Annotated in this window: 16 protein-coding genes; 3 read left to right on the top strand and 13 right to left on the bottom strand. The window is 36.3% G+C overall.

Going from position 1 to position 13,489, the window contains the following annotated elements:
* Nucleotides 1-2: 2 nt before the first annotated feature.
* From ABXT49_RS00810 to ABXT49_RS00750, 13 genes are all read right to left on the bottom strand, one after another.
* Nucleotides 3-599 carry a hypothetical protein gene (locus tag ABXT49_RS00810; RefSeq protein WP_416652323.1) on the bottom strand — a complete coding sequence of 199 codons (597 nt, stop codon included), beginning with the start codon at nucleotides 597-599 and terminating at the stop codon, nucleotides 3-5.
* 319 nt (nucleotides 600-918) lie between these two features.
* On the bottom strand, nucleotides 919-1,203 hold the full coding sequence (locus tag ABXT49_RS00805; RefSeq protein WP_416652320.1) for a hypothetical protein: 285 nt from the start codon (nucleotides 1,201-1,203) through the stop codon (nucleotides 919-921).
* A gap of 152 nt (nucleotides 1,204-1,355) precedes the next feature.
* Nucleotides 1,356-2,357 (bottom strand): adenosine kinase, encoded by a 1,002-nt coding sequence (locus tag ABXT49_RS00800; RefSeq protein ID WP_416652318.1) that lies wholly within the window; start codon nucleotides 2,355-2,357, stop codon nucleotides 1,356-1,358.
* A gap of 12 nt (nucleotides 2,358-2,369) precedes the next feature.
* Nucleotides 2,370-3,329: a 4-hydroxy-3-methylbut-2-enyl diphosphate reductase gene (gene ispH, locus ABXT49_RS00795; RefSeq protein WP_416652316.1), complete on the bottom strand. Its 960-nt coding sequence runs from the start codon at nucleotides 3,327-3,329 to the stop codon at nucleotides 2,370-2,372.
* A gap of 36 nt (nucleotides 3,330-3,365) precedes the next feature.
* Nucleotides 3,366-4,217 carry an acetyl-CoA carboxylase, carboxyltransferase subunit beta gene (gene accD, locus ABXT49_RS00790; protein ID WP_416652312.1) on the bottom strand — a complete coding sequence of 284 codons (852 nt, stop codon included), beginning with the start codon at nucleotides 4,215-4,217 and terminating at the stop codon, nucleotides 3,366-3,368.
* Between the two features lie 12 nt (nucleotides 4,218-4,229).
* Nucleotides 4,230-5,030, bottom strand: coding sequence for a tryptophan synthase subunit alpha (trpA, locus tag ABXT49_RS00785; protein WP_416652310.1), 801 nt, complete (start codon nucleotides 5,028-5,030; stop codon nucleotides 4,230-4,232).
* Between the two features lie 75 nt (nucleotides 5,031-5,105).
* Entirely contained in the window at nucleotides 5,106-6,155 is a 1,050-nt protein-coding gene (gene hemE / locus ABXT49_RS00780; RefSeq protein ID WP_416652307.1) for a uroporphyrinogen decarboxylase, read from the bottom strand.
* Between the two features lie 110 nt (nucleotides 6,156-6,265).
* Complete coding sequence (rpmE, locus tag ABXT49_RS00775; RefSeq protein WP_271537236.1) at nucleotides 6,266-6,478, bottom strand: 50S ribosomal protein L31; 213 nt, start codon at nucleotides 6,476-6,478, stop codon at nucleotides 6,266-6,268.
* Between the two features lie 40 nt (nucleotides 6,479-6,518).
* Complete coding sequence (locus ABXT49_RS00770; RefSeq protein WP_416652306.1) at nucleotides 6,519-6,746, bottom strand: BolA family protein; 228 nt, start codon at nucleotides 6,744-6,746, stop codon at nucleotides 6,519-6,521.
* A 54-nt stretch (nucleotides 6,747-6,800) separates the two neighbouring features.
* Complete coding sequence (locus ABXT49_RS00765) at nucleotides 6,801-8,084, bottom strand: inorganic phosphate transporter (RefSeq protein WP_416652304.1); 1,284 nt, start codon at nucleotides 8,082-8,084, stop codon at nucleotides 6,801-6,803.
* Between the two features lie 12 nt (nucleotides 8,085-8,096).
* Nucleotides 8,097-8,777, bottom strand: coding sequence for a TIGR00153 family protein (locus tag ABXT49_RS00760; protein WP_416652302.1), 681 nt, complete (start codon nucleotides 8,775-8,777; stop codon nucleotides 8,097-8,099).
* 91 nt (nucleotides 8,778-8,868) lie between these two features.
* Nucleotides 8,869-9,273, bottom strand: coding sequence for an arsenate reductase ArsC (locus ABXT49_RS00755; RefSeq protein WP_416653568.1), 405 nt, complete (start codon nucleotides 9,271-9,273; stop codon nucleotides 8,869-8,871).
* Nucleotides 9,274-9,279: 6 nt separating this feature from the next.
* Nucleotides 9,280-9,948, bottom strand: a complete 669-nt coding sequence (locus tag ABXT49_RS00750) for an MIP/aquaporin family protein (RefSeq protein WP_416652300.1) — start codon at nucleotides 9,946-9,948, stop codon at nucleotides 9,280-9,282.
* A gap of 71 nt (nucleotides 9,949-10,019) precedes the next feature.
* On the opposite strand from ABXT49_RS00750, the gene glmU reads away from it, so the two are divergent.
* The 3 genes from glmU to ABXT49_RS00735 are packed head-to-tail and all read left to right on the top strand — an operon-like array spanning nucleotide 10,020 to nucleotide 13,487.
* Nucleotides 10,020-11,399 (top strand): bifunctional UDP-N-acetylglucosamine diphosphorylase/glucosamine-1-phosphate N-acetyltransferase GlmU, encoded by a 1,380-nt coding sequence (gene glmU / locus ABXT49_RS00745; RefSeq protein ID WP_416652298.1) that lies wholly within the window; start codon nucleotides 10,020-10,022, stop codon nucleotides 11,397-11,399.
* Between the two features lie 30 nt (nucleotides 11,400-11,429).
* Nucleotides 11,430-12,602, top strand: coding sequence for an MFS transporter (locus tag ABXT49_RS00740; RefSeq protein WP_416652296.1), 1,173 nt, complete (start codon nucleotides 11,430-11,432; stop codon nucleotides 12,600-12,602).
* Between the two features lie 51 nt (nucleotides 12,603-12,653).
* Nucleotides 12,654-13,487 carry a TauD/TfdA dioxygenase family protein gene (locus tag ABXT49_RS00735; RefSeq protein ID WP_416652295.1) on the top strand — a complete coding sequence of 278 codons (834 nt, stop codon included), beginning with the start codon at nucleotides 12,654-12,656 and terminating at the stop codon, nucleotides 13,485-13,487.
* Nucleotides 13,488-13,489: the final 2 nt, after the last annotated feature.

Below are 13,489 nucleotides of genomic sequence, written 5' to 3'. Positions count from 1 at the left end.
GTTTATTTAGTTTTATCTTCCGAAGGCACAAGCTTAGGGGCAAAGTATCGAATCCCAGGCACAATAACTAGAGCAGCAAAAAATAAGACAATTAGAGAGCCTAGAATGTCACCAAGCAAATAGTTCTTTATAAATGAAAATGGCTCAACTAAGCTTCCATCTGATTTTATTTCAAAGTATGAATAAACGAAAAATGTTAATATTGTGTTATAAAACGCTGTTAATATTCCCAAAAAAATCAAGTGCTGAAAAACTAGCTTACTATCTTCAAAGAAATTCGAAAGTTTAAAGAATCTCATACTAATAATTGCAAGAAGTGGTGAAAATGCACCCACAAAATGGCCAAACATTTCACTGATATCATAGATTCGACTTAAATCAAAACCAAAATCATGTGATGTAAAAATAACTGCTATTAATGCTCCCAAGAAAATTTTATACCCAAATAAAAGATAGCACAAAGAAACGGCTCCTATCTGAAGCCAAATCATATTTCCAATAAATGGGACTGTCTCACCGGGATTAAGAAAAGTAAATAAAGAAATCACTAGAAAAGCTATGATATTTTGATACAAAAACTCTGTTAACTTGCTTTGCATTAGATTAATGCCATATTAATAATAGAATTTTCAAGAAAATATTTGTCACTAAGCTCTTTCATAGTTTTATCCAAGTTTAGAGTCTGTAAAAAACTGACAGCAGACTTAAAAATTAATACACGAAATAAACCAGAGTACTGATAGTTTAACTTTATTCAGCAATCAGTATTACTCAGGGCCCTAGGGAAACTTTTACTAAGTCTCTTAAAGAGGACTATGTAATTTAGTTTGCAAATATAGCAAAACCTCTGGGATTAGTAGTAATTGGAAATAATACTAACTCAATATTAGCAAACTAAATCTTATTATAGCTTGAGAACTACTGATCAAATATTAATATCATCTCACGCTTATCAGATGAAGACTGATTTGCACTAACTACACCGTTAGAAGTTAAAAATAGAACTGCACGTTTTATTGTTGATAATGAATACTTAGAGAAGTATGGATCATTTTTTATTGCAGTAATTGTTACATTAGAATTAGAAGTGATGAAAGAAAAAACCGCTCTTTCGACTTCTGAAAACTCACCTAATCCAAATTCTTTTTCACATTCATCTAACGCTTTTCTTAACTGAAATAACCTGCTGACTGCTTTTTTCATTTTATGTTCCTCAAGTAACTTAGCCCCTTGAAGAAAATTATAGATTAAAATGAGATATAAGATATCACTTAATGGAACCAATAACCTAACATCTAATAGGCCAGAATAGAAGCTGCATTTTTTTAACTCTAAATCCCTTCCCTACTATTTCATTATTGAATATTAAATTGTTGCTTAAGGCTAATATATTCAATTACCCGTATTCTTGGTCCAAATTGACTAACCACCCTCGATGAAGCAGCATTAGCAAACTCAGCAGCCCAAGAAAAGTCCTTACCAAGTCCTAGTGCATATAAAAAAGAACCAGCAAACATATCACCAGCACCATTCGTATCAACTGCACTTGCAAGAACACCTGGAGTATGAATCATATTGGTTCCATCAAAAACTAATGACCCACCTGCACCTCTGGTAATAGCAAAGGTTTTAGCATATTTCTTTAATTCTTCGGCAGCCGCTTCTACTGTATGTGTTCCAGTAAAACTCCTCGCTTCATCACCATTACAAAAAATTAAATCCACACCATCGTCACCAATAATTGTTTTTATGTTGTTCGAAAAAACCTCAACAACAAATGGATCGGAAAGACTCAATGAGGTTTTAACTCCACTCTTCTTGGCATAAATCATAGCATCTCTTGCAACAGCTGTTCTTTCATCATCAGTAACAACATAGCCCTCAATATATAGCCATTCTGAAGATGCTAAAGCCTCTTCATCAACTTCACGATATGAAAGTTCTAGGCTAGCACCTAAATAAGTGTTCATAGTTCGCTCTGCATCTGGACTAATCATTACCAAGCATTTACCAGTAATACCACTAGAAGGGTCAACCTGATGAAAATCCACGCCCGCACGATTTAAATCTTTAACAAAAAAAATACCTTCATCATCATCTGCAACTTTACCAGAAAAGAAAGTTGAAGATCCAAATCTACTTGCTGCTACTACTGAATTGCATGCTGACCCTCCACAGCTCCTTTTAACAGGCACGCGTTGACTGGTCAGCTCATCCATTAAGTATTTTTGTCGTTTTTCATCTACAAGCGTCATTAAACCCTTATCAATATTATTTACACTTAAAAATGAATCACTAACAATAACTTCAGTATCAACTATTGCAGCGCCAATTCCATAAATACCGTATTTTTTCATAAATTTTAATTCCTAGATTTGTATTGGTTTAATTAATTCTTTTTTGACTCTTAGCGTGGCGGGAACAGGAAAATTTACTGACTCCTTAGCACCACTTACTTCAATAATTTCACTACCGCCATTCATCATCAGATAAGACACCACTGCCTGAACTAGAACTTCTGGAGCGGATGCGCCAGCAGTAACTCCAATAGAAGTAATACCATTCAGCCAATCATTTTGAATATCAGTTGCTCCATCAATTAAATAAGCAGGCTTCCCTTCATTTTCTGCAATCTCTTTAAGTCGGTTCGAGTTAGAAGAGTTTTTTGAACCAATAACAAGGAGCATTTCTGAATTTTTAATCATAGACTTGACTGAGTCCTGGCGATTTTGAGTTGCATAACAAATATCACTTTTTTTAGGTGCTTGAATTTTTGGAAATTTAGCTTTAAGAGAGTCAACAATCTCTTGAGTATCGTCAACCGATAAAGTTGTCTGTGTTGTATAAGAAATGTCCAAATCTTTAGACAACTCTAGATCTTTAATATCTTTAATTGACTCTACTAAAGTAATACGGTTAGATAAATTTGACTGTCCTAAGGTTCCCTCAACCTCTGGATGTCCTGCATGTCCAATCAAAATAACCTGATGATTTTGTTTTTGGCGCCTGGCAACCTCTTTATGTACTTTTGTTACCAATGGACAAGTTGCGTCATAAATAATATCTGAAATCTCAGCAGCATCTTTTCTTACAGCTTGTGATACTCCGTGAGCACTAAAAATTACAACACTTCCTTTTGGAACTTCATCAATCTCATCAACAAAAATTGCCCCTTTCTTTTTTAGGTTACTTACAACAAATTTATTATGAACAACCTCATGACGAACATAAATCGGTGCGCCATGTTTTTGAATTGCGCGCTCAACTATCTCTATAGCTCTGTCAACACCAGCACAAAAGCCCCTTGGATTGGCCAAAAATATCTTCAAAATTTATCCAATTGATTCACGTAAAAAATATTACTATTATTTTTTATTATTGAGGTGAAGTGCGGAGAGGATCTGAAAAACTGTTTGACGCAAGTCTGACCTATGAACTATCATGTCAATGGCTCCCTTCTCAAGCAAAAATTCACTTCTTTGAAATCCTTCTGGTAACTCTTCACGAACCGTTTGTTCAACAACTCTGGCTCCTGCAAAACCTATTCTTGCATTGGGCTCAGCAATCTGAATATCGCCTAGCATTGCTAAGCTAGCTGAAACACCACCCATTGTTGGATCAGTTAAGACTGAGATAAATGGGATTTTATTATCAGCTAATAATTTAACAGCAAGCGAAGTTTTTGACATTTGCATTAGAGAAAAAAGTCCTTCTTGCATTCTAGCTCCACCACTTGCAGAAAAACAAACTAAAGGATGTCGGTTTTCAATAGCAATATTCGTAGCTCTGACAAATTTCTCACCAACAACTGACCCCATTGAACCACCCATAAAACTAAAATCAAAAGCTGCAACCACAATTGGCATGCCTTTTAATAATCCAGTTTTAACAACTAACGCATCTTTTTCCTTGGTCTTCTTTTGGGCGTCCTGGTAACGATCTTTGTATTTTTTTTGATCTTTAAACTTAAGTGGGTCTACAGACTCAATATTAGCAGCAATCTCAAGTTGATGCTCAATATCCAAAAACCCTTCTATACGTTTTCTTGCAGATATTCTTAAATGATGGTCACACTTTGGACAAACATAATGAAGACGCTCAAGCTCCTCTTGGTAAAGAACTCGACTACATTCTGGGCATTTACTCCACAGTCCTTCTGGAATATTTTTTTTAGTATTTATGCCAATAGATGGCATAATTTTTTCTAACCAACTCATAGTATTTGTAAATTAATTAATTGCATTTGAAATTTCCTTTGCCAGATTCCCAACCTTCGTAATCATTGTATCTTTGTCACTGGACAATTCTTCAATAATTGAAACTAGTGCACTGCCAACAATTACCGCGTCAGCATTCTCACCAACTTGTTTAGCAACTTCAGCGTTACTTATTCCAAAACCAACTCCCACTGGTAATTTAAAATAATTTCTCATTCTTTCTAAATGATGATTAACCGATGCAACATCAAGATTTCCCGCACCTGTTACGCCCTTCAATGAAACAAAGTATATATAGCCAGTAGCCATTTCTGCAATATATTGTAAACGTTCATCCGTCGTTGTTGGGGCAACTAAAAAGATAAGATCGATATCAAGCATATCAAGCTCTTCCTTAAGATCATGGACCTCTTCTGGAGGCATATCAACAACCAAAATTCCATCTACTCCAGCCTCATGGGCTCTTACCGCAAATTCTTTATAGCCAAACACCTCAATTGGATTTGTATAGCCCATTAAAACGATACCAGTCGACTGGTTATGTTCTCTAAACCTCTCAACTATTGCAAAAACATCATGTAAGTTAACACCATCTGCAACCGCCCTCTCATGTGATTTAGCAATTACTGGCCCATCAGCCATTGGGTCTGAAAAAGGCATTCCTAGCTCAATAATATCTGCACCACTATCTGCCAAAGTAAAAACCAAGGCTTCTGAGTTATCTAGGCCACTATCGCCAGCAGTGATAAATGGAATAAAAGCAGTCTTGTTCTTAGCTTCGAGTTGTTTGAAAATATTTAAGATTCGTGACATAATTATTAATGCTATTTTTTAATTAAATTTTAACATAGACAAAGTTAAACTCAATTTAATGTCCATATGTTAGGGTTATTTAGTTTTGGTAGAGTATGAGTGAACTGCATCCACTAAAACTTTCATATTTTCTGGGTTAATATCAGGTGTAATACCATGCCCAAGATTAAAAACATGTCCAGTTTGGCCCTTAAATTGGTCAAGAACTTTGAAAGCTTCAGCTTTGATTACGTCAGGTGATGCATAAAGCACTGATGGATCAAGGTTACCTTGTATTGCTACTTTTGAACCCACCCTCCTTTCCGCCTCACCAAGCTCAATTGTCCAATCAATACCCACTGCATCACATCCAGTTGCAGCGATTTGCTCGAGCCATGCCGCACCGCCTTTAGTGAAAAGTGTCACTGGAATCGTTCTACTATGATAACTTCGATGAATCCCATCTACAATTTTTGACATATACCTTAATGAAAAATTTTCATAACTACTTTTACTTAGAAGCCCGCCCCAAGTATCAAAAATCATTACTGAATCCGCACCAGCCTCAATTTGAGAATTTAGATAGTCTATGACAGTATCGGCCAGAACATCAAGCAGTTGGTGCATGTGCTTTGGGTTTTCATACATTAAGCCCTTTACCTTTGAAAAAGTCTTACTAGTACCACCCTCAACCATATATGTTGCTAATGTCCATGGACTTCCCGTAAAACCTATTAATGGAACTCTGCCTTTAAGGTTTTTCTTGATTACAGAGACTGCTTCACTAACGTAATTAAGCTCAGTACCAACATCTGGTTTCATTAAGTTTTCAATGCTGCTGAGCGTATGAAGAGGATTAGTAAATTTTGGCCCCTCTCCCTCAACAAAATGAAGCCCCAAACCCATAGCATCAGGAATAGTTAATATGTCAGAAAAAAGAATTGCCGCATCAAGATCAAAACGCTCAAGGGGCTGAAGGGTAACTTCACACGCCAGATCACTTGACTTACATAAAGTTAAAAAATCACCAGCTATTTTTCTAGTAGCACGGTACTCTGGCAAGTATCTACCTGCTTGCCTCATCACCCAAATTGGAGTACGCGATACTTCTTTTTTTAGTAACGCATTAATGTAGTCAAATGCCATTATTTTTTCCCAGTAAAAGGTTGATTATAATCATTGTAGAGATTTATTTTGCTTTGCTTCTGACACAAAAAAAGCCACATTTGTGGCCTTTAGAGTGAATCAATTAATATTTAACGCTTGAATGCGCCGTAACGTGACTTAAATTTCTCAACACGTCCAGCAGTATCCATAATTTTTTGCTTACCTGTATAAAAAGGGTGACAACTTGAACAAACATCAAGATGAAGTTCGTCTTTACCCGAAGTTGAGCGCGTTTCAAATGAATTTCCACAACTGCACACAACTTTAATAGTATCGTAAGAAGGATGAATGTCTGTTTGCATAACTTTATATCTTCAAATTTAAAAGAACGTGAATTATATACTATCTCTCTGCAGGGGTAAATGTTTTAACACTTAATGCATGAAGCTCACCGCTCTTTATCTCTTCTTTAACAACCGCTAAAACTGCTCTCTGCCTTTGCAATAAAGATAGCCCTTCAAAAATAGGAGAAACAATTACTGCAGAGCAATTACAACCATCACCCTCCACAATGACTTCAGATTGCTCTATTCCTAGTTCAAGTTTTTTCTGGACCTCTTCTAAAGTCATAATTAATCTCTACTTATAGTTTTATTATTAAACATTTTACTAAACTTCATTAGATTATGATGAGCCAAAAATACCTTTTAACATAAAGAAAAATAAAATCGACATTATGGCGCCAGCTGGAAGTGTAATAATCCAAGAAAGAAAAATTCGGTTAATAACTCTCAAGTTAAGTGAAGCAAGGCCTCTTGCTATACCCACACCAAGTACAGCTCCCACCAATACCTGCGTAGTAGAGACTGGAAGGCCAGTATAGGAAGCAAAAACAACAGTTGTTGCTGCAGCAAGTTCAGCAGCGAAACCACGACTAGGCGTGAGCTCCGTAATGCTTTTTCCAATTGTCTTCATTACTCTATAACCAAAAGTTGTCAGGCCAAAGACAATACCTCCTCCTCCAACTAGTAAAATCCATGAAGGTAAGACACTCTTAGAGACGATCTCCCCTCCTGATTCAACAATACTATAAACTGCGGCTAAAGGGCCAATTGCGTTTGCAACATCATTTGATCCATGCGCAAATGCCATTGCACAGGCAGTTATAATCATTAGTCCACCAAATAATTTCTCCATATTCGCATAGGAAAAGTCGCTGTCATCTTCAGGATTGATTTTAATACGCCTAATAATAATAGCGGCAAGAATAGCTGCCAATATTCCCACTGCAGTTGCAATCATCATACTGGTAGGTAGATCTTTACCAAGGTGCTTCAAGGATTCAACATGTTTAAGTCCTTTAAGTAGTGTCACTAAAGAGATAATAAAGCCAACAAAAAATACATAAAAAGGGAGGTATTTTTTAGCATTCTCAAGAGGCTTTTCGGTATCAATAATATTGCTCTGTAAGCTCTTAAAGATTACTATAGCCAACGTTCCAGCAATAATTGGAGAGATGACCCAACTCGCTATAATTGCATAGACCTTGCCCCAAGCTACAGCATCAACGCCAACACCTACAGCGCCAAATCCCACAATCGCCCCTACAATAGAGTGCGTTGTCGAAACCGGCCAACCAAGAGAAGATGCAATCAATAGCCAGGTAGCTGCAGCTAAAAGCGAAGCAAGCATTCCGTACACCAATAATTCTGGGTTAGATACAAATGATCCAGAATCAAGGATGCCCTTTCGAACCGTTGCCGTGACCTCGCCACCTGCTAGAACTGCTCCAGCGAACTCAAATATAATTGCAATTACCACTGCTTGTTTAAATGTAATTGCACCAGAGCCTACCGATGTTCCCATTGCGTTGGCAACATCATTAGCACCAATACCCCAAGCCATAAACAAACCAAAACCAATAGCCAGCATGATAAGAATATCACTATTTTGTGCAATAATTTCCATGAAGAGCTCCGGTTATTTAGTTAACATTACTTCAAAACGTGAACCTACCTTTTGGGCAGCATCAGCGGTCTCACCCAGCCACTCAATAGCTCGGTAATAAAACATGACGTCTACAGGGGGTAATTCAGATTCAAGCAAAAATAATTTATTACGAATATCATTCTGAGCTACATCAGTATCATGCTCTAGGACATTAATTTTTTTGACCATCTCTGAAACAATTTTACGTTCACGAGAACTAAACGCTGTTTCCAACAACTCATCAAGTTCATTAATAGCTACCAGTGCAGAAGCTGAAGTCTTAATACAAAGATCAGCAAGCTTTATAAAGTCCCCTGCAAACTCTTTAGGAAAAACCATATGACGAGTCATCATCAAGCCCGCAAGGTCTTTAGTAATGTTGGCAATAGAGTCTTGGATTAAGAGAACATCAAGCAAATCTCTTCTTGAGAAAGGCATCATAAAAGTACTAGGCAAGTTCATTCTTAATTTTTTCTTTAACTGGTCAGCTTTTTTCTCTTTATTTCCAATTGAAACTCGAGCTTCTTGCGCCTTGTCCCAGTCCTCAGATTGAGCAGCTTTAGCAAAAACTCCAAACTCTTTGATACAGGAATGAACCTGCTTCATGTGTTTTTGCAAAGGGCTTATTGGCGACTTTCCAAATAAACTAGTAATATTTCCTGATTTAGTCATAACTATTTATCTCCATAAAAAGAATTATTTAGTACCACTTATCACTATCTCTAAAAAAACGAATTTTATATAAAAAATTTAAAAAAAGTAACTAACTTAAAAAATATTTTACCAGTGGAATTAGTTTCTCTTTGACCTGCTTATAACACGTCTCAAACTCTTCAAAACCCATACCATCTGGATCATCAAAGCCTAAATGAACTATCTCTGTTTTTCCGGGAAATATAGGGCAAGTTTGACTTGCATTATCACAAACTGTAATGACCAGGTCAAAATCAATATGCAAGAGTGTCTCCAATCTTTTAGAGTGGTACTCTTCCTTCCATATATTCTTAACTTCTAATATTTTTTTTGCATTCGGATTTACTAAGCCACTGGCAGATACGCCGCTCGAATAAGCTTCAATTCGCTCACCAAGCTCACTATTGATTAGCGCTTCCGCAATAATACTTCTACAGCTATTTCCAGTACACAAAACCAATACTTTTTTCATAATCACTAATTAAGAGTCAGATTGAAAAAGCTTTAAAAATACTTGCGCAGCAATTACAGCGCCAATGATAGTTGCTACTATATATATCCACAAGTGCTCATAATTACCGCTCATCACTGCTGGTCCAATACTTCGAGCTGGATTCATACTGCCGCCCGTTATGGGCCCTGCAAACATTGCCTCAAGGCCAACCGTTAGGCCAATAGCAAGTCCTGCAAAATCTTTTGTGGCTTTGCCATGAACCGCAGAAGAGCAAATAACAATCATTAATATAAAAGTCAAAATCAATTCAAATCCAAAGGCTTGCGTTACTGAGCCATTGGGAAGAGTCGCGCCAAGATAGCTTACCTCGGACATGGTGACAAAGTTCTCATTAAGTAAAAAATATAAGCTTGCACTTGCAGCTATCGCACCAAAAAGCTGGGCACCAATATATGGAATAACCTTTTTACTATCAAATTCCCCTATTGACCAAAAAGCTATCGTCACAGCAGGATTAAAATGAGCTCCCGATAAATGGGCAAAGCTATAAATTAGTGCCACTACGACAAAGCCAAATGTGAGCGCTATACCAACATGACCAAGAGATCCAGTAATATCATTAATCATCACAGAGCCAGTTCCAGCGAAGACCAGGATGTAAGCTCCAATTAACTCAGCAAGTAATTTTTTACGCATTTTCACTTAGCTTAATTTCTAAAGTGTAACATTATACAAACTATTTTTTTCTATCTAATACTATACTTTTAATGCCAAACCAATCAACTAATAATGAAGTCAATGTAATCATTTTAGCTGCAGGTCAAGGTACAAGAATGAACTCAAGTGTATCCAAAGTGCTTCATGAAGTTGGTAATAAGACTTTAATTCAGCATGTCATTGATGCTGCGACTCCTTTAGCAAGTTCGATTAACGTAATCATTGGCCATAATTCAGAATCAGTAAAAAAATCTGTATCAAACAACCTGATTACATGGGTATTACAAAAAGATCAACTTGGAACTGGGCATGCAGTACTGCAGGCAATCCCAAATATTCAAGAAAACTCAATGTGTCTTATTCTATATGGTGATGTCCCTCTAATTCAAACCCAAACATTATTAAAGTTGCTTGAAAAAGCAAATAAAACTGGTTTTTCTCTTTTAACAGTAATTCAGAATGACCCTACAGGTTATGGCAGAATCATAAGAGACTCTTCAAAAACGATTCAATCCATTGTTGAGCAAAATGATGCCAATAATGAAGAACTTGAAATTGATGAAATTAATACGGGCATTATGGCTATTACTGGTGCATTATTAACAAAGTACTTAAACCAACTTGAGCCAAATAATTCGCAGGGCGAACTATATCTTACTGATATTGTTGAAAAAGCAGCCAAAGATAATGTTACTATTGCTTCATTTATTTGTGAAAATTCAGCAGAAGTAATGGGTATAAATGATAAAAATAACTTAGCCGAGGCTGAAAGGGCTCACCAGTTAAAAAATGCTGAAGAGCTAATGATCAATGGCCTCACTATTAAAGATCCTAGTCGTTTTGATTGTCGGGGTAATTTAACTTTTGGAAATGACTGTATTATCGATGTAAATGTTATTTTTGAAGGTGAAGTTAGGTTAGGAAAAAATGTTCTAATTTCGCCAAACTGCATTATAAAAAACTCTAAAATCGGTGATAATGCTCACATCATGCCAAATTCAATGATTGAAGACTCTGTTATTGGAAGTCACACTAGTATTGGGCCTTTTGCCCGCATTCGTCCTGAAACTCAAATAGGTAGTCATGCAAAGATTGGCAATTTTGTTGAAGTAAAAAAATCAACAATTGATGATAACTCAAAGGTATCCCATTTAAGTTACATCGGGGATAGTCAAATTGGAAAGGGTGTCAATATTGGTGCTGGCGTAATAACGTGCAACTATGATGGTGTAAATAAAAGTCAAACAACAATTGGAGATGGAGCATTTATAGGCTCAAATAGTCAATTAATTGCCCCAGTATCGATCGGAAAAAATGCAACCATTGGAGCAGGCTCAACTATCACTCAAGATGCCCCCGATGATAAGCTTACCTTGAGTCGCAATAAACAATCAACGATGAGCAAATGGAAGCGGCCTCAGAAGAAATAAATTTTTTCTACATTACAGGATAACTTCTTAATGTTAAATCTGCCTAAGAATGTTTGGATATTAACTGCCTGTCTATCCCTCTTTATGTCCCTTAGTGTTTTTATGGTATTTGTCGCGGGCATTATTGGAAGCACCCTTGCACCTTTAAAAAGCCTAGCAACCTTGCCTGTAGCAACTATTGTAGTAGGAACTGCGTTCAGTGTTATTCCAGCCATCCGGCTCATGTCAATTTTTGGTCGTAAAAAAGTTTTTTTGAGCTCATGTATCTACACAATATTATTAATCATTCTCTGCATTTTCTCAATTATCAATAAATCATTTTATTTATTTTGCTTTGCATCTTTCTGTTTAGGTGGAACAGTTGCTGTTATGCAGCAATTTAGATTTGCTGCAATTGAAAGTGTGGAGATTGAATTAAGGCCAAAAGCAACTGCAGTTGTTCTTCTAGGGGGACTAATTTCTGCTTTTCTTGGTACTGAAATTGCAACTTTAGGTAAAGATTACTTTGATACCGACTTTGTTGGCTCTTTCGTTATCCTTTCCCTTTTGTTTATGGTTGCATTTATATTGATGTACTTCTTTAAACCAGCTGAAAAATTTAAGCAACAAATTGATGGCTCTAAAAGATCTTTGATTGAAATTACTAAGCAAGGCTCTTTTATAGTTGCAGTTAGTGCAGCGACAACAGGTTTTGTTGTGATGAGTTTTATAATGACAGCAACGCCGGTCAGTATGCATATAATGGATGGATATTCACTTCACCATACTAAATCAGTTCTTCAAGCTCACGTTATCGCAATGTTTCTTCCATCACTATTTACAGCTTACATTGTTAAATATCTAGGGCTTACTCGAATGATGCTCCTTGGAGTGATATTTTTCTTTATTTCTGTCATCATCGCATACAGTAGTCATGCTCTTAATAGTTATTGGTGGTCTTTGGTTCTTCTTGGTCTTGGTTGGAACTTCTTATTTATAGGGGGTACTAACCTACTTCCAAGCTCTTACAATCAAAATGAAAATGAAAAATTTAAAGTTCAATCAATCAATGATTTTTTAGTTTTTGGCTTCCAGGCTATCGCTGCCCTCTCTGCAGGCTGGTTTGTTTTTAACTTTAGCTGGGAAGTAGTTCTTATATCAGTTATTCCACTATTATTACTTCAACTATTTGTTCTGTTATGGTGGTTAAAAAAAAATAATTAATATTTATTTATTATTTTTGTAATAAAATTCTTTAAAACTCTATTGGACCAAATGATGTTAAAAGTCACACCGCTAACTCCTTCAATTGGAGCAACAATTTCTGGGGTTTCACTAAATAAAGATTTAAATATTGGAGTCATTGAGCAAATATACAGCGCGCTCATAAAGCATCAAGTTGTTTTTTTTAGAGACCAGAATATTTCCCCAGAAACTCACCTAAAATTAGCAGAGAATCTTGGCGAAATTGATCCAGGTCACCCTGTCTACCCACATGTTGAAGGATATCAAAGCATTGTTTTACTTAAAAATGATGCAAATAATAGGCCAGATACAAATGATTGGCATAAAGACCTTACTTTTAAAGAAAGTCCTCCCTTTGCAAGCATATTACATGGCGTAAAGGTTCCTAAAGTTGGTGGTGACACGCTTTGGGCTAGTATGAGTGCTGCATATGATCAGCTTCCAAATGGATGGAAAGACCACCTAGAAGAACTTGAAGCGATTCATGATATGGGTACATTTAGAAATGACTTTTACAAAGAAGGTGGTATCGATTCAGTTAATAATGCTCTAAAGAACGTTGGCTCAGCAGTTCATAAAGTTATTGGAACCCACCCCATTTCAGGTCTCAAATATTTAAATGTAAACCAATCCTTTACTCGTAATATTGTCAATGAAAGTCAAGGTCCAAGTGATCATATACTGCAATTTTTATTTCAGCATATTTCAAAACCTGAATTCCAAGTTAGATTTCACTGGGAAGATAATTCAGTTGCTATTTGGGATAATCGCATTACTCAACATTATGCAGTTTTTGACTACTTGCCAGAATTCAGGCACATGCAGCGAGTTACAGTTGTAAACGATAAAAGGGATAAGTCTTAAAT

The sequence above is a fragment of the Candidatus Pseudothioglobus sp. Uisw_086 genome, from assembly GCF_048085745.1.
GTDB lineage: Bacteria > Pseudomonadota > Gammaproteobacteria > PS1 > Pseudothioglobaceae > Pseudothioglobus.
Note: the sequence above shows the minus strand (reverse complement) of the source record. Positions and strands in the feature narration are given on the sequence as shown.